Raw genomic sequence first — 17,555 nt, 5'->3', positions numbered from 1 at the left:
GGGCCCGGCCGCGTGACGCGCACGCCGCCGGGCCCTTCCGCGTTTCACCGCCCCCGCAGGTGTTCGGCCACGACGGGACCGATCTGCGCCAACGAGTTCGGCGCCATGAGGTCGTCGTGGTCGAAGTCCACCTCGTGCTCGTGCACCGTCCCCGTGAGGTAGGGGCGCCACTCGTCGATCGCCTTGCTGTCGCCTCCGCGCGCGGAGAAGAACAGCACCTCGCCGCCGAAGACACCGGGCTCGGCGCTCCGGTCGATGCGGGTGATCGCGAGCAGGCTGTTCACCAGCTCGTGGATGTCCTCCTCGTCGAGTCCGCCGAAGACGCCACCGAACTCGGCGGCGTAGCGCCGAACCGTGGCCGGGGTGACCTCGGTCGGCTCCAGCCCGCTGACGTCGTAGCCGGCGCGTTCGAGCCACCGGTGGTACAACGTCGAGCGGTCCGGCGGCGCGTCGTCGTCCGCCACCGCCCCGCCCACTTCCGCATGGGCGTCGAGCAGAACCAGCAGCGGGACCTCGTGGCCCCAGCTCTCCAGCACGCAACCGGCCAGCTGGGCGATTCGTCCGCCCAGCGACCAGCCGAGGAGGTAGTACGGGCCCTCGGGCTGCTGCTCGACGATCCGCTCGGCGTAGGTGTGCGCCAGGTAGGTGATGTCCGGTGCTTGCCGGTGGTCCGGGTCGATGCCGGTGGCCTGCAACCCGTAGACGGGCCGCTCCCTGCCGAGGTGGGGCAGCAGGCCCGAGTACATCCAGGCCAACCCGAGCTTGGGGTGCACGCAGAACAGCCCCGGGTTCCTGCCCGTTCTGCGCAGCGGCAGCAGCGGGGCGAACGCGCCGCCCGACCGCGACCCCGCGGGCAGGGCGGCCACGTCACCGACGTCGATGATGCGGGCCAGGTCGGCCACGGTGGGCGCGTCGAAAACCGTCCGCAGCGCGACCTCCACCCCCAGCTCGGCCTGCACCCGCGCAACCAGCCGGGTGGCCAGCAGCGAGTACCCGCCGAGCTCGAAGAACGAGTCGTCGGCTCCGACGCGGTCGACACCGAGGATCTCCCCGAACAGGGCGGAAAGCGCCTTTTCCGTCGGCGTCGCCGGGTCCCGGTAGGCCACCGCGGAGCCCAGCTCGGGCATCGGCAGCGAGCGGCGGTCCACCTTCCCCGACGGCATCAGCGGGAACCGGGGCAGGCACACGACCGCGGCGGGAACCATGTGCTCGGGCAGACGTCCCCGGAGCCAGCCCCGAAGTCCGTCACCGGTGACGGACTCGTCGGTGGTGGTGCAGTAGGCGACGAGCAGCCCGACGTCGCTGCGCGAGCGAGCCGTCACCACCACGGCCTGCCGGACCGCCGGGTGCTCGGAGAGCACCGACTCGACCTCCTGCAGTTCGACCCGCATCCCGCGGATCTTCACCTGGTGGTCGGCACGTCCGCGGAACTCAAGCGTTCCTCCGGCCGTCCAGCAGGCGAGGTCGCCGGTGCGGTACATGCGTTCGCCGGCCGGACCGAACGGATCGGCGACGAACCGGGACGCCGTCAGCGCCGGCGCGTTGACGTATCCGCGGCCGAGTTGGAGTCCCGCGACGTACAGCTCGCCCTGCACACCCACCGGTACGGGCTGCAGGTGCTCGTCGAGCACGTACATCCGCGTGTTGGGGTTCGGTCGTCCGATGCTCACCGACGCGCGCTCGGTGCCGGGCCGGTAGAACTCGTGGCTGACGCCGATCGTCGCCTCGGCCGGGCCGTAGCCGTGGTACATGACCGAGTCCGCGAGCTGCCGTCGGAACCTGGCGAACAGTTCCGGCGTGAGCGCTTCACCTCCGCACCACACGTGCTTCAGCGATCCCGCGACGTCCTCGATGCCGGGAAGACCCAGCATCACGTCGAGCACCGACGAGACGAGGTAGGCGAAGGTGACCCGGTGCTCGCGGATGATCTCGAGCAGTTGCTCGGCGTCGCGTTCGACCCCGGGTTCGGCGATCACGACCCGCGCCCCGGTGACCAGCGGCAGGAAGATCTCGTTGACCGAGATGTCGAAGCCCAGGGGCGCCTTGAACAGCGCGGCGTCGCCGGGGCCGAACCCGAGCAGCCGGGCCTGCCACAGCAGCCGGAAGCAGATCGGACGGTGCCTGATCATCGCCCCCTTCTGCCTACCGGTGGTTCCCGAGGTGTAGATGACGTAGGCCAGGTTGTCCCCGGTCAACGGCGGCCGGACCTCGTGCTCTGCCGGTGGTTCGGCCGCTGCCTCGTCCCCGTCGACGGCGAGCACGTCGACCCCGTCCAGCTCGGGCAGGTCGGCACGTCCGGCCTGCGTCGTCAGCACGAGCCGAGTGCCCGAGGTCCGGCACAGCTCGGCGACCCGCGCGGCCGGCAGGGACGGCTCCACCGGCGCGAACGCCGCCCCGCAGCGCAGGACCGCCAGCAGCGCGACGACGAGTTCGGGCGAGCGGTCCAGGTGCAGGCCCACGATCTGCTCCGGCCCCATGCCGCGCGCGGCCAACCGCGCGGCCAAGGCTGCCGCACGGGTGTCCAGCTCGGCGTAGGTCAGCCGGGTTCCGGCGCCGACCACGGCGACCTCGTCGGGCGTGCGGCGAACCTGCTCGGCGAACAGCTCCGGCAGCGTGGTCTCCGGAACAGGCGCATCGGTGTCGTTGAACTCCTGGAGCAGCTGGTGGCGCTCGGCGCCGCTCAACACGTCCACGGCTCCGATGCGCGTATCGGGAGCTGTGGCCATGACCTCGAGCACCCGCCGCAGCCGGGTCAGCATCGACTCGACCGTGTCCTCGTCGAACAGGTCGGTGCTGTAGGCGATCTCGACGTCCAGGCCGGAGCGGTCGGGTGCGGCGCGGAACCGGAACGACAGGTCGAACTTGGCGATCCCCAGGTCCGGTACGAGCAGACGCGCGTCGAGCTCGTCCAGGGCTCCCCGCTCCGGAGCGGTCTCGTGGACCACCATCACCTGGAACAACGGGTGCCGCGAAGGGGTGCGTTCGGGGTTCAGCACCTCCACCAGCCGCTCGAACGGCACGTCCTGGTGTTCGAGCCCGGCGAGCACGACGTCCCTGGTTCGACCGGCGACCTCGCGCAGCGTCGGATTGCCCGACACGTCGTTGCGCACCACGAGGGTGTTGACGAAGAAGCCGACGAGGCCGGACAACGACTCGTCGGTGCGCCCGGCGATCGGCGCCCCGAGCGGGACGTCGCTTCCGGCGCCGAGCTTGGCCAGGGTCACCGCGACCGCGGCCTGGGCGACCATGAACTCGCTCGCGCCGAGCTCCGCGCTCAGCGCACGCAGTCCGGCGGCCGTCGTCGCGTCGAGCGAACCGCGCACGAGGTCACCGCGATACGACGGCTGCCGTGGGCGCGGGCGGTCCGCGGGCAGGGCGAGTTCTTCGCCGAGCCCTTCGAGCGCCTCCTGCCAGTACCGGATCTGGGTGGCGCCCAGGCTGTCCGGATCGTCATCGGAACCGAGGAGGTCGCGCTGCCAGAGCGCGTAGTCGGCGTACTGCACCGACAGCGGGGACCATTCCGGTTCGCGGTTCGTCCGGCGTGCGCGGTAGGCGACCGACAGGTCGTCGAGCAGGACGTCGGTCGACCAGCCGTCACCCGCGATGTGGTGCAGGACGACGGTGAGGACGTGCTGGTCGTCGGCCAGCCGCCACAGCCGGCACCGGATCGGCAGGTCGCGGTCGAGCTCGAACGGGTACCGGGCCTCCTCGGCCAGCACGGCGGTGAGCTGCTCCTCGGAACCCACTTCGCCCATTGGAACTTCCGGTCGGCACTCGGCCGGGTCCAGGATGCACTGGTACGGGCCCTCGTCGTCGGACGCGATGACGGTGCGCAGGCTCTCGTGCCGTTCGACCACGTCGCCGAGTGCCTTGCGCAGCGCGGGCACGTCCAGCTCACCTGAGATCCGCAGTGCGAACGGAATGTTGTAGTTGGGCGTCGGGCCGTCGAAGCAGTACAGGAACCACAGCCGCTGCTGGGCGAACGACAGCGGCAGCCGGGTGGGCCGCCGGTCCGCGGACTGCGGCGACGGGCGGAGATCGGTGTCGGTCCCCTCCACAACGCGGGCGAGCCCCGCGACGGTCGGATGGTCGAAAACCGCGCGGACACCGATCTCCTGGCCGAGGCGCGAGCGGATCCGCGACACCAGCCTCGTGGCGAGCAGGGAGTGGCCGCCGAGCGAGAAGAACGACTCGTCGACGCCGACCGGCGTCCCCTCGTCCCGTCCGAGCACGTCGGCGAAGAGTTCGGCGAGGACGCGCTCGGTGTCGGTGGCCGGTTCCCGGGACGGCGCGGTGCTGCCGAACTCGGGTGCGGGCAGCGCACGCCGGTCCAGCTTCCCGTTTCCCGTCAGCGGAAGCGACTCCAGCTCCACGAACGCCGCGGGCACCATGTGCTCGGGCAACCGCGCCGCCAGGTAGCCGCGCAGGGCCGCCGGGTCCACCGACTCGCCGACGACGTAGACGACCAGGTACGCCCCGCCCTGCGCACCGTGGCGCGCGACGACGGCGCAGCGGCTCACGTCCGGATGCGTGGCCAGGACGGAGGAGATCTCCGCGGGCTCGATGCGGAATCCCCGGATCTTCACCTGGTCGTCGGCCCTGCCGACGTACTCCAGCCGCCCGTCCCCGGCCCGGCGGGCGAGGTCGCCGGTCCGGTAGAGCCGCTCCCCCGGCGCACCGAACGGATCGGCCACGAAACGGGTGGCGGTCAGCCCAGGCCTGCCCAGGTAGCCGCGGGCGAGTTGGGCACCGCCGACGTAGAGCTCGCCCACGACACCGTCGGGCACCGGGCGAAGCGCCTCGTCGAGCAGGTACGTGCTGAGGCCGGGCAGTCCACGACCGATGGCGCTGGCCGGCGAGGTCGCATGCGAGCCGTCCAGCGCGAGGTAGCTGACGTGCACCGTCGTCTCGGTGATCCCGTACATGTTGACCAGCAGCGGCGTGCTGTCGCCGTGCCGCTCGTACCAGCTCGCCAGGCGCGTCGGTTCCAGTGCCTCGCCGCCGAAGACCACCACGCGCAGTGCGAGCGCGGTGCCGGGAGCATCGGCATCTGCGCGCGAGAGCTCCTCGAACGCCGACGGCGTCTGGTTCAGCACGGTCACCCGGTGCTCTGCGAGCAGACGCAGGAAGTCCGCGGGTGAGCGCGTGACCTCGCGCGGTACGACGACGAGTCGCCCACCGTGCAGCAACGGCCCCCACAGCTCCCAGACCGAGAAGTCGAACGCGTAGGAGTGGAAGAGGGTCCACACGTCCTCAGGACCGAACTGGAACAGGGACTCCGTGGCCGCGAACAGTCCGACGACGTTGCGGTGCGACACCACGACGCCCTTGGGCGTTCCGGTGGAGCCGGAGGTGTAGATGACGTAGGCGGGCTGATCCACGTCCGGCGGTGCGACCTGCGGTGCGCCGGCCGGTGAGTCGTCCGCCGACGATGGCGCCGTCACGTGGAACAGCGGCACCCGCACGTCCGGCAGCTCGGCGAGGTCGCCGCCGGCGACCAGCGCGGCCGGAGCGGCGTCGCCGAGGACGAACCGGATCCGGTCCGCCGGGTGGTCGGGGTCGATCGGAACGTAGGCTGCGCCGCTCTTGAGCACGCCCAGCACCGCCACGACGAGGTCCGCCGACCGCGGCACCAACAGCGCCACCCGGTCTTCGGGGCCGATCCCCGCACGGGTCAGGCGCTGCGCGAGCGAGTTCGCCCGGGCGTCCAGCTCCGCGTAGGTGAGCTCGTCCTGCCCGGACACCACGGCCACCGCATCCGGCGTGCGCCGCACCTGGTCGGCGAAGAGCTCGGGCAGCGTGCGCGCCGGAACGTCGACCGGTTCCGCACGTCCGGCGCTCAGCAACTCGGCTCGCCTGTCACCGGCGAGCACATCGACCGCGCCCGCGGGTGCGTCCGGATCCGCGGCGATCCCCTCGAGCACCACGACGAGTCGGTCGAGCAGGGTCCGCGCCTCGCCGGCGTCGTAGGCGTCGGGCCGGTACTTGAGCGTCAGCTCCAGGCTGTCGCCCGTCGGCATCGCCATCAGCGTCAACGGGTAGTGCGTCGCGATCGGCCGCTCGACGGAGGTGCAACGCAACCCGGCGGCCCGCTGCGCCTCGTTGATCGACTCCGTGCCGAACGGGAACGACTCGAACACCACGAGCGAGTCGAACAACTCCCCACGTCCGGCACCGAGCGCGCTCTGGATGGCCGCGAGGCCCACGTGGTGGTGGTCCATCAGGGAGACCTGCTCGGCCTGCACCCGGGACAGCAGTCCGCTCACCGGTTCACCGGGCCTCACCCGGACCCGGACCGGCACGGTGTTGATGAACAGGCCGACCATCGACTCGACGCCCGGCAGGTCCGGCGGCCGTCCCGACACGGTGGTGCCGAACACGACGTCGCCGCCGCCGGTGAGCTGCCCCACCAGCAGCCCCCACCCGACCTGCAGAACGGTGTTGAGCGTGACGCCCAGGCGCTGGGCGAGCCCGCGGAGCTCCGAGACGAGGCCGTCGGGCAGTGCTTCGACGACCTCTTCCGGAAGCGCGGGCGAACCCCCGTGCGCCGACGGCGCCAGCAGCGTCGGCTCCTCGACACCTTCCAGCGCCGAGGTCCACGCCCGCAGGGAGGCCGTGTCGTCCTGCTGCTGCAGCCACGCGAGGTAGTCCCGGTACGGGCGGCTCGCCGGCAGTTCGGGTGCTGTCGACCGGCCACCGGCCGCGTAGAGGGCGAACAGGTCGCGCATCAACAGCGGAGTGGACCAGCCGTCGCTGATGATGTGGTGGTTGGTGAGCACCAGGCGGTGATGTTCAGGCCCCAGCGCGATCGCGGTGAACCGGATCAGCGGGGCCGTGTCCAAGGTGAACCGGTCAAGCCGGTCCCGCTGGACCAGCCGGTCCGCCTCCGCCCGCGCGTCGGCCCGCCCGGACAGGTCGACGCTCGTCCAGGGCACCTCCACCTCGCGCAGCACCACCTGCACGGGATCACCGAAGTCGCGGACGATCGCGGTCCGCAGCACGGGGTGTCGCGCGGTGAGCTCGGTGACCGCGGCCCTCATCCGGTCCAGGTCGAGCGGGCCCTCCACGTCGAGGACCAGCTGCGCGACGTAGACGTCCACGGCGTCCGGGTCGTGTTCGTCGAAGGTGGCGTGGAACAGCAGCCCCTGCTGCAGCGGGGACAGCGGTAGTACGTCCTCGATCGCCGACCGCGTTGTGCTCATGGCTTCTTCCACTTCGCTTCGAGGGCGTCGAGCTGGGCCTGGTCCAGCGACACCAGGGACAGGTCCGAAGGTGTGCGCCCGCCGGCGCCGGGGCCGGCCGCGTGCCGGACCAGCGCGTCGAGCGCTTCGGACCAGCGGCGCGCGAGATCGCGGACCTCGGCGTCGGCGAGCAGGTTCCCGGCGTACATCCAGTGCGCGGTGAGCCGCGGGCCACCGGGGCCGACCTCGGTGACCGCGTTGACCACCAGCGGCACCGCCACGGGCATGTCCGGGTCGTACGCGGCGCTCACCCCGCCCGGGGCGATCGACCAGTCACCGGAGCCGGTGTCCATCCGGCCCAGGTAGTTGAACCCGAACTCCGGCTCCGGCATCGCGGCCAGCTCGCCGGAGGAAGCCGGGTCGAGGTAGCGCAGCATCCCGTAGCCGATCCCGTGGTCGGGCACCGACCGCAGGGTCTCCTTGACCCGCTTGACCGCCGTGCCCGCGGCGGGTCCCCCGGCCAACGCCTCGTCCGGGTCGATGTCGGCGAGGCCGAGCCGCACCGGGTACTGGCTGGTGAACCAGCCGACCGTCCGGGAGAGGTCGGCACCGGGTACCGCGCTCTCCTCGCGGCCGTGGCCCTCCACCAGGACCAGCGGCGACCGGGCGTCCTCGCCGCGGTCGCGACGCCATGCCGCCACGGCGAGCCCGAACCCGGCGAGCAGCACGTCGTCGACAGCGCCGAAGAACGCCTGCGGCACGGTCGTCAACACCGCATCGGTCGTGGCGTCGTCCAGCTCGACGGTCACCGTCCGCACGGTCGCCCACGTGTCGCGTGCGGGATCGACACCCCGCTCACCGGGTGCGGAATCCTCGGCGAGCACGCTTCGCCAGTGGGAGAGCTCGTGCGCTCGCGCCGGAGCCTGCCGGACCAGCCCGCGGGACCAGCTGCGCAGCGAAGTGCCCACCGCGGGCAGCGCGGGGTCGGTGCCCGCGTCGACCGCACGCCACGCGGTGGCCAGGTCTTCGGTCAGGATCCGCAGCGACACCCCGTCGACGACCGAGTGGTGCACGACGAGCAGCAACCGGCCTGGACGCTGCTCTCCCGCGTCGAACCACACGACCTGCACCATCACACCGGACCGGGGGTCCAGTCGGGCGGCGGCGGACTCGATCTCGTGCTCGACCTCCTCCGGCGTGGCTCCCCGCGGCGCCGCGACGACGCGCACGACCGAGTCCGCCTGGACCGCTCCGCGAGGGCGGACCTCCAGGCCGGGGGTGCCGGCCGACGAACGTGCCCGAAGTGCGTCGTGCGTGTCGAGAACCGCCTGCACCGCGCGGACGAGCGACCCGCGTTCCAGGGCCGGGACGTCCAGCAGCACCGACATCCGGTGGCGGTCTCCGAGCGGCCCCCGCTCGGCGAACGACCGCACGATCGGCGTCGGCTCCACCGGTCCGACCGGGTCGTCGTCCGGAGCGGCCTCGGTCTGCGCGGCGTCCGCCTCGGGCAGTGCCGCGGCCAGCGCCTCGGCGGTCCGGTGTTCGAACACGTCGCGCGGCCTGATCCGCAGCCCGGCCTTCCGGGCCCGGGCGACGAGCTGGATCGTGACGATGCTGTCCCCGCCGAGCGCGTGGAACGAGTCCGTGACGCCGACGTCGTCGCGGTGCAGCACCTCGGAGAACAGCCGCACCAGGGTTCGTTCGACCTCGTTGGAAGGTTCCCGGGAGGTCGGTGCGTCGGGGGTGAACTCCGGCGCGGGCAGCGCGCGCCGATCGGCCTTGCCCGACGGCGAGAGCGGCAGTTCGCCGAGCACGACCACGACCCCGGGCACCATGTGCTCGGGCAGCTGCGCCGCGACCTGCTCGCGCAGCGCCGCACCGTCCACAACGGACTGGCCGGAGTCGTTCAGAACGACGTAGGCCGCCAGGTACGTACCGCTCGGCCCGTCCGACCGGCCCACGACAACGGCCTGCGCGACCGCCGGGTGCCGAAGCAGCACCGCTTCGACCTCACCGGGTTCCACGCGATGCCCCCGGATCTTCACCTGCTCGTCGACCCGGCCGACGAACTCCAGCGCGCCGTCGGCACGCCTGCGCACCCGGTCACCGGTGCGGTAGAGCCGTTCTCCCGTTCCCGCGAAGGGATCGGCGACGAACCGCGAGGCCGTCAGGCCCGGACGCCCGAGGTACCCGCGTGCGAGCTGGCTCCCCCCGATGTAGAGCTCGCCGGGAACACCCGCGGGAACGGGTCGCAACGCCTGGTCGAGGACGTGGCAACGCGTGTTCGCGACCGGCCGCCCGATCGGCACGGGACCGGCTGGAGCACCGTCCGCGAAGGGGATGTCGTGGAGCGTGCAGCCCACCGTGGTTTCCGTCGGCCCGTACTCGTTGATCACGTCGAGGCCCTCGCCCTCCGGCGGTTGACGGTCCACGAGGGACTCGCCGTGCAGGGACTCGCCTGCGATCACCAGCGTCCGGGGCCCCTCGGCTGCGAACCGCACCGAGGGGAGCAGCGGGAGGTGGCTCGGGGTGATCTTGAGGAAGGTGGCCGGTCCGGTGGCGTTGGCGATCGCGTCCGGGCTGTCCTCGCAGAGCTCCAGGACCCCACCGCACAACAGCGGCCCGTACATCGGCGTCACCGAGAAGTCGAACGACATCGACGAGTGCAGCAGCGTGCGCCCACCCAGCCCGGCGAACCGGCGGACCGCCCAGTCCAGGTGGTTGCTCAGCGCTCGGTGCGCGACGACGACACCCTTGGGCGTGCCCGTCGACCCCGAGGTGTAGATGACGTAGGCGGGGTGGCCAGGCAGCAACGGCGCGTTGCGGTCGCTGTCGGCGAGGTCGGTGCCGGGCAGCGCGGCCACCTGCTCCGCGACCTCGGGATCGTCGAGCAGCAGTCGCCGCACTCCCCCGTCAGGCAGCTCCGCGGCCACCGTGCACGTCGCGAGCAGCAGCGCCGGGCTGGAGTCGGCCAGCATCAGCCGGACCCGCTCAGCCGGATAGGAGGGGTCGACGGGCACGTACGCCGCCCCGGCCTTGAGGACCGCCAGGGCGGCCACCATCATCGCCGGCGACCGAGGGACCGCCAGCGCGACCACGTGCTCCGGTCCGATGCCCCGGCCGACCAGTTCCCGGGCGAGCCGGTTCGCCCGCGCGTTCAGCTCGGCGTAGGTCAGCTCGGTGCCGGCCTCCTCGCCGGGTGCGGTCACCGCGAGGGCGTCCGGGGTGAGCGCCACCTGGGCCTTGAACCGCTCCGGCAGCAACCGCTCGTCGGTTCGCGTCGCGGTGTCGTTGCACTCGTGGAGCAGCCGTTCCCGTTCCCCGGGCGCAAGCAGCTCCAGCTCGCCGACCGGCGTGGCCGGGTCGGCCAGAGCCGCGTCGAGAAGCCGGTCCAGGTGCTCCAGCAACCCGCGGACCTGGTCGTCGGCGTCGTGACGGGCCGGGTAGTTGGCCTCGACCGCCAGCTCGTCCCCGTCGGTCTCGACGGCCAGCGTCAGGTCGAACCGCGCGTCGGTGCCCGGCACGTGCCGGCGACCGACCTGCAACCCGGCGGCGCGGAAGGGCTCCAGCACCGGCGAGCGCAGCGACAACACCACGTTGAACAGCCCCGCGTCGCCCCGGAACCGCTGCGCGTCGGCGGCCTTCGCGATGTCGTCGAGCTCGACGTGCTGGTGGGCGTAGGCGTCCACGCAGGTGGCGCGGGACCGCGCGAGCAGGGTGCGGAAGTCGTCGGACGGGTCGACCTCGGCCCGCAGGGGGATGGTGTTGCCCAGGTAGCCCACGACGTCCTCCGCGCCGGGGAAGTCGCGGTTGACCACCGGTGCGCCCACCAGGAACTCCCGGGCACCCGTGTACCGGTGCAGCAGCGCCGACACCGCGGCGAACAGCACCATGAACGTCGAAGCGCCCTCACGCCGGGCGATCTCGCGGACACGCCGCCCGGTACCTTCCCGCATCGGGTGCGACCGCTCCTGGCCCGCGCCGCCGGCACCGCCCGAGATCCCGGGCAGGTCCAGCAGCTCGGGAAGCGGCGTCAGCTCGTCGCGCCAGTGGGCCAGCGCCGAGTCGTCGACGCCGGCGGCGCCGTGCGAGCCGAGCGCGACGTCGGCGTACTGGCGGGGCGACCGCCGCGCCACCACGCGCTCACCGCTCAACAGGCGCCGGTAGTCGTCCATCAGCTGGCCGAAGAACACCGCGGAGGTGCCGTCGTCCCACACGATGTGGTGTGCGACGACGACCAGCGTGCTGCTGGCCTCACCGGTGCGGATGAGGCGGACGCGCAGCGGCGGGTCCGTCGCGAGGTCGAACGGCTGCCCAGCGACGGCGCGGGCCAGTTCGCCGACCCGCGCCGCGCGGGCTGCCTCGTCGAGATCACGCACGTCGCAGACGTCGTAGGGGGCCGTGAACTGGTCCTGGACGACCTGCACCACACGGCTCTGGCCGTCACCGGTGCCGTCATCGGTCAACCGGTAGACGGTGCGCAGGATGTCGTGCCGTGCCACCACGAGCTCCAGCGCCTGTCCGAGGAGGTCCGCGTCGAGCTCTCCGGACACGTCGAGGGCGATGGTGACGTTGTAGCCGACCGTGAGCGGATCGAGCTGCTGGATCGACCACATCCGCTGCTGGCCCGGCGACAGCGGCCGCTCCCCTGCCGGCGCGGCGGTTTCCGGTTCGGGGTCGGAGGTGTGGAGCAGGTTCTCGTCCGCCATGCGGCGGCGCAGGAGCTCGCGGCGCCGAGCGGTGAGGTCCCGGGTTCCGTCGGTGCTCATGAGACATCGCCTTCCTTCTCCTGGGAACCTGCGGTCAGGCCGGCGACCAGCTCCCGCTTGTTGATCTTGCCGACGCCGGTCAGGGGCAGCGCGTCGCGCACGACGAGCCGGTCCGGGTACATGAACCGGGCGAGCCCGCGGTCGATGAGGAACGCCCGCAGCTCCTTGAGCTTCGGGGCGCGCCCGGCGTCGGGTGCGAGGACGACCACCGCGCACACGCGCTCCCCGACCGAGTCGTCGGGAAGGCCCAGAACGGCCACCTGAGCGATCGCCGGATGCGCGAGCAGGTGCTCTTCGAGGGTGGCGGCGGACACGTTCTCACCACCGCGGTTGATGACGTCCTTGCGCCGCCCCTCGACGACCAGATGTCCGCTCGGCAGCTGACGCACGAGATCGCCGCTCCGGTAGAAGCCGTCGGGGGTGAACGACGTCGCGTTGTACTCCGGCACGCGGTAGTAGCCGCGCAGCGTGTACGGGCCGCGCGTCCACAGCTCCCCCACCTCACCGGGAGCGACCGGATCACCGTTCTCGTCGACCACGCGCACCTCGTCGTCGGGTGACAGCGGTCTGCCCTGGGTACCGAAGACGAGCTCGTCCGGATCATCGAGGCGGGTGTAGTTGAGCAGTCCCTCAGCCATCCCGAAGACCTGTTGCAACCGGCAGCCCAGAGCGGGCGTGACCTGCCGCGCCAACCCGTCGTCGAGCTTGGCCCCGCCCACCTGGAGCAGCCGCAGGCTCGACCGGTCGTGGGTGTCCCACGCCGCCACGTCCACCCACATCCGGACCATGGGCGGCACCAGCGCGGTGACGGTCACCCGATGCCTTTCCACGAGCCGCAACCCGACGTCGGGACTCGGCGAGGGGGACAGCACAACGGTCCCGCCTGCACCCAGCACCCCGAGGAGCCCAGGGCACGCGAGGGGGAAGTTGTGCGCGACGGGCAGGCTCGCGAGGTAGACGTCGTCGGAGGTCAGCGCGCACACCTCGGCGCTGGCTCGCGCGTTGTAGGCGTAGTCCCGGTGAGTGCGCGGGATGAGCTTGGGCTTTCCCGTCGTCCCGCCCGAAATGAGCAGAACGGCGACGTCACCCGGATCGGCTTCGGGAAGCGGTTCGGCCGAGCCTGCCGGCAGCGCGTCGAGCGCGGTGAAGGGGCCGGGATCGCCGGAGACCAACACGTGCCGCAGCGAGGGCGCCTTGGCGGCCACGTCAGCGGCCAGTCCGCGGAAGTCGAACCCTTCGTGCTCGTCGGGAACCACGTAGGCCACGGCCTCGCTGAGGGTGACGAAGTGTTCGATCTCGGACTGCCGGTGCGCGGGCAGCGCCAGCACCGGCACGGCGCCGCACCGCAGCAGAGCGAAGAACACGACGACGAAGTCGAGCGTGTTCGGCAGGTGGACCACGACTCGGTCGCGAGCGGCGATGCCCAGCGCACGCAGCCCCGCGGCGGTCGCATCCACCCGGCCATCGAGTTCGGCGTAGGAAAGTCGTCGTGCCGAGCCGACGTTCTCGGCCACGACGGCCGGCGCGTCACCCGAGCGCGCCGCCCAGGTCCGGAGCAGGCCGCCCAGCGTCTCGTCGCGCCAGTGACCCGCGTTCCGGTAGTGGTCGGCGAGCTCACCGGGCCAGGGTGTGAACCCGTCGAGTGCGGGCATCGCGTTCATGACTTTCCCTCCTCGGTGCCGAGCTGGGCGACGACCTCTTCTTCGGAGAGCGCGGCGATCTCGCAGAAGAGAGCAGCGGCGCGTTCGAGCCGCTCCGGGACCTGCTCCGCTGCGCCCATGCGATCCGCCAGACCGGCGATCGTGGGCTGGGAAAGCAGCATCCGCACCGACACCGCCGCGGTGTCGAGAGCGTCGCGGACCCCCGTGACGAGCTTGGTGGCCAGCAGCGAATCGCCGCCCGCGGCGAAGAAGTCGTCATCGACGCTCACGGACTCGAGGTCGTCGATTCCGAGGACCTCGGCCCACACGATCGCCAGAGCGCGTTCCAGGTCGGTCCGCGGTGCGATGCGGTCGGTCGCGTTTCGGACGGACCGCTCGACCGTGCTCCGGACGGCCCGCCGGTCGACCTTGCCGTTGCCCGTCAACGGGATCTGCTCAACAGCGACGAGCCGATCGGGAACCATGTGCGGGGGCAGCAGGTCGCGCACGCGCTCGCGGACGGAGTCCACGTCCGTTCCGTCGGTCACCACCGCTGCCCCCAGTACCGGGGAGGACTCGCCGTGCGCCACGGCCACAGCGGCTCGGACCCGGGAGTCGTCGAGGAGGGCGGCCTCGACCTCGCCGAGCTCGACCCGGAACCCGCGGATCTTCACCTGGTCGTCGTGGCGACCGAGGAACTCGACGATCCCGCCGGGCCGGTAACGGGCCAGGTCTCCGGTGCGGTACCAGCGGCGCCCACCCGACTCCACGAACCGGTCCGCGGTGCGATCCGGATCCGCGCGGTAGCCCCGCGCCACGCCGTCGCCACCGATCCACAGCTCCCCCGCGACCCAGTCCGGGCAGTCCCGGCCCAGCGCGTCGACGACTCGCAATGCGACGTTGCGCAGCGGCGTGCCGTACGGCACCGACTGGCAGTCGGCGGGCAGCGACCCGCCTGCCGGGACCTCGTGGATGGTCGAGTGGATCGCGGTCTCGGTGGTCCCGCCGAGGGCGATGAACCGGCAGCCGGGCGCGGCGGCGGACAACCTGCCGGGAAGATCCACGCCGACCCGGTCGCCACCGAGCAGGACCACCCGCAGCGAGGCGAGGTCCTGGCTCTCCCCGACAGCGCGCAGCAGCACGTCCAGCAGCGGGGGGACGCAGTTGAGAACGCTGACCTGGTGCCCGCGGACGAGCTCCGCCCAGCGGTGGGCATCGCGGCGCTCCTCCTCGGCGACCACGACCACCGCGCCACCGGCGGACAGCGGAGCGAACACGTCGAACACCGAGAGGTCGAAGTCCAGCGCCGACACCGCGAGCGTCCGGTCCCCAGGTCCGAGTCCGAAGCGCCGGCGCAGGTCCTCGATCGTGTTCATGGCGGCGCGGTGCGGTACTTCCACGCCCTTGGGCTCACCCGTCGAGCCCGAGGTGAACAGCACGTAGGCGAGTTGCTCTTCATCCTGAGTGACGGGAGCGGCCAGCGGGGGATGCGCGAACGCGTCCTCCAACGCCAGGGCACCGTCGGCATCCCGGTCCGCGGTGATCTGCACCTGGAACCCGGCCACCTGGGCGATCCGCGCTGCCCGCGTCGCTGGTTGGTCGATCCCGACCGGGACGTACACCCCGCCCGCGGCGAGGACCCCCAGCACGGCGACCACCTGGTCGGCCCCCTTGGGCAGCGAGACCCCGACCGGGTCGCCCGGCGCGACTCCCCGGTCGAGCAGAGCGGCGCCCACGCGCAGCGCCTGGTCGGCGAGCTCGCCGTAGGACAGGCCGCGGTCCTCTCCCCAGAGCACCGCCGGCGCTTCCGGCTCGGCGGCGGCATGGGCGAAGAAGTCCTCGTGCAGCAGCCGCCCCGACCGGGGACCCGCGGTCTCGTTGACACGGTCGCGGACGGCGGCCTGCGCGGACGGGATCATCCCGTCGACCTGCGTGCGCCACGCGTCGGGCTCTCCGGCGAGCCGTTCGACCAACGAGGAGAAGGCCGCGAACATCGCCGGCACCACGCCTTCGGCGAACTCCCGCTCCCGCACGTCCCAGTTCACCAGCAGCCCGTCGGCGACCTCGGTGATCTGCGCGTCGAGCAGCACCTGCGGCCCCTGCGAGACGATCCACACCGCCTCGCCGAACAGCTCCCGCACGCCACCGGGGAAGAGCTCGCCGAGGTTCAGGGCGCTGGTGAAGACCACCGGCGCCAGCACCTGGCGTCCGGCGCTGCGCGTCAGGTCCCGCAACACCTCCACTCCGGAGTGCTCGGCGTGCGCGGCGTCGGCGTGCAGGCGCTCCTGGGTGGCGCGGACGCGGTCGGCGAAGGCGAGCGGCTCGGTGAGGTCGACGGCCAGCAGCACCGAGCTCGTGAAGTCGCCGACCAGGAGGTCGACGTCGGAGTGCACCGGAGACCGGTCGAACATCGGCACGTTGACCAGGAAACGCGGCTCGGAGCTCCAGGCACCGAGAACTTCGGCGAAGGCCGTGGCGACCGCGGCGGCCAGGGTCACGCCGTGCCGGCGAGCCGCGCGTTCCAGCAGGTCGCGCTCCTCGGGCGGCAGGAACACGTGCTCCCGGACGACCCGGGGCCTGCCCGGTGCCGGGAACTGAGGGGCCATCGGCAGCTCCGGTGCGCCCGGAAGGCCGGGAAGCCTCGCCGCCCAGTGCTCCGCCGCACGCGTCGCCGCGTCATCGCGGCTTTCCGAACGCGCGGCCAGGTATTCGCGGTAGCTGTACCGGATCGGCGGGAGGGCCGCATCCGGCTCGGCGTACAGGCGCGCCAGGTCCGCCAGGAGGATCCGGTAGCTGACCGCGTCGGCGGCGACCATGTCGACGTCCAGGTGGAACCGCGTCCGCCCGCCGGGGAGCAGGCTCAGGACGGTCGACAGCACCTCACCGGCCTCGATGTCGAGCACCTGGTGGGACATCGCGTCGCGGGTGCGCTCCAGGCTCTGCTCGACCTCCGCGTCAGGTGCGTCGCGGAGGTCCCGCACCACCAGACCACGCCAGCCCGGCTCCGCGCAGACCCGCTGGCGCCCGTCGTCACCGACGCGGACCCGCAGCATGTCGTGCCGCTGCACCAGATGCGACAGCGCGGAGCGCAGCCGGTCCGGGTCGACGCCGGTTCCGTCGAACTCGGTGTAGAGATGGGCGGCCACTCCGCCCAGCTGCTGGTCAGCGGTGCGTCCCACCCAGTAGGCGTGCTGCATCAACGCGAGGTCGAACTCCGCGTCGGATGCGCTGCCCGGGTCCTGCACCGCACCGTCGTGCTCGGGTTGAGCGGGCGTCTCGTGCCGGTCGGCCAGCAACCGCGCCCAGTCCCGCACGGTGGGCCGGTGCGCCAGCTCGGCGAAGTCGGCCTGGACACCGGCTTGCCGCCAGCGGCTCACCAGCTTCATGAGGTCGATCGAATCGAGGCCGAGCTCGAAGAGGTTCGCGCTGGCGCGGACGTCCTCCGGTTCCTCCTCGACGAGCTCGGCCAACACCGAGCACAGCCCGTCCTCGCTCAGGTCGGGCGTCTTCACTTCTTCCACAGCGTCACCTTCCAGGTGAATACCGGTGCGGACTCGGCAACATCGGGCCGGTGTCCTTGCATCCCGCCACCTTCGAACGAGCGGTAGGGCACGGTCACGCCAGAACCGCGGTCGGGGAACGGGAAAGCGGTCTGGCCGGACAGCGATCCGTCTACATCGGACGCTCGGTGCGCGTCGCTCACCACGCGTTCACGCATGGACGCGGTTCGCATCACCGTGCTCGGCACGGTCGACCAGACTCGCCGGCCTCATGTCGGTCCACGCGGACTCGATGTGGTCCAGGCAGGCCTGCCTACCGGCCGGTCCGTGAGCCACCGTCCAACCCTCGGGGACCGTGACGAACGCGGGCCACAGCGAGTACTGCCCTTCCGCGTTCACCAGGGCGTGGAACTCGCCGTTCTCGTCGTCGAACGGGTTGTTGGACATGGAAGTTCTCCTCACATG

General features: G+C 72.1%; 6 protein-coding genes. All 6 read right to left on the bottom strand.

Translation table 11 applies throughout. The features are described 5' to 3' along the window. Nucleotides 1-44: 44 nt before the first annotated feature. The 6 genes from SACE_RS13115 to SACE_RS13090 are packed head-to-tail and all read right to left on the bottom strand — an operon-like array spanning nt 45 to nt 17,537. Nucleotides 45-7,202 carry a non-ribosomal peptide synthetase gene (locus SACE_RS13115; RefSeq protein WP_011873793.1) on the bottom strand — a complete coding sequence of 2,386 codons (7,158 nt, stop codon included), beginning with the start codon at nt 7,200-7,202 and terminating at the stop codon, nt 45-47. Next, the gene (locus tag SACE_RS13110; RefSeq protein WP_009947632.1) at nt 7,199-11,950 is read right to left on the bottom strand and encodes a non-ribosomal peptide synthetase; all 4,752 of its coding nucleotides are present in this window, start codon (nt 11,948-11,950) and stop codon (nt 7,199-7,201) included. The genes SACE_RS13115 and SACE_RS13110 overlap by 4 nt, the downstream gene beginning before the upstream one ends. After that, nucleotides 11,947-13,611, bottom strand: coding sequence for a (2,3-dihydroxybenzoyl)adenylate synthase (locus tag SACE_RS13105; protein WP_009947634.1), 1,665 nt, complete (start codon nt 13,609-13,611; stop codon nt 11,947-11,949). Before SACE_RS13105 ends, SACE_RS13110 begins: the two co-directional genes overlap by 4 nt. Further along, nucleotides 13,608-17,111: a non-ribosomal peptide synthetase gene (locus tag SACE_RS13100; protein WP_011873792.1), complete on the bottom strand. Its 3,504-nt coding sequence runs from the start codon at nt 17,109-17,111 to the stop codon at nt 13,608-13,610. The genes SACE_RS13105 and SACE_RS13100 overlap by 4 nt, the downstream gene beginning before the upstream one ends. Beyond that, on the bottom strand, nt 17,099-17,308 hold the full coding sequence (locus SACE_RS37605; RefSeq protein WP_009947637.1) for a hypothetical protein: 210 nt from the start codon (nt 17,306-17,308) through the stop codon (nt 17,099-17,101). Before SACE_RS37605 ends, SACE_RS13100 begins: the two co-directional genes overlap by 13 nt. Further along, nucleotides 17,301-17,537 carry an MbtH family protein gene (locus SACE_RS13090; RefSeq protein WP_009947638.1) on the bottom strand — a complete coding sequence of 79 codons (237 nt, stop codon included), beginning with the start codon at nt 17,535-17,537 and terminating at the stop codon, nt 17,301-17,303. The genes SACE_RS37605 and SACE_RS13090 overlap by 8 nt, the downstream gene beginning before the upstream one ends. Nucleotides 17,538-17,555 lie beyond the last annotated feature (18 nt).

This window comes from Saccharopolyspora erythraea NRRL 2338 (assembly GCF_000062885.1).
Lineage (GTDB): Bacteria > Actinomycetota > Actinomycetes > Mycobacteriales > Pseudonocardiaceae > Saccharopolyspora_D > Saccharopolyspora_D erythraea.
This window is presented reverse-complemented; position numbering and strand designations above follow the sequence as displayed.

What these genes read in the sequence shown, in the direction of transcription:
- SACE_RS13105 (WP_009947634.1), bottom strand. Translation starts at nt 13,611, where the DNA reads ATGAACGCGATGCCCGCACTCGACGGGTTCACACCCTGGCCCGGTGAG.
- SACE_RS13115 (WP_011873793.1), bottom strand. Translation starts at nt 7,202, where the DNA reads ATGAGCACAACGCGGTCGGCGATCGAGGACGTACTACCGCTGTCCCCG.
- SACE_RS37605 (WP_009947637.1), bottom strand. Translation starts at nt 17,308, where the DNA reads ATGCGTGAACGCGTGGTGAGCGACGCGCACCGAGCGTCCGATGTAGAC.
- SACE_RS13090 (WP_009947638.1), bottom strand. Translation starts at nt 17,537, where the DNA reads ATGTCCAACAACCCGTTCGACGACGAGAACGGCGAGTTCCACGCCCTG.
- SACE_RS13110 (WP_009947632.1), bottom strand. Translation starts at nt 11,950, where the DNA reads ATGAGCACCGACGGAACCCGGGACCTCACCGCTCGGCGCCGCGAGCTC.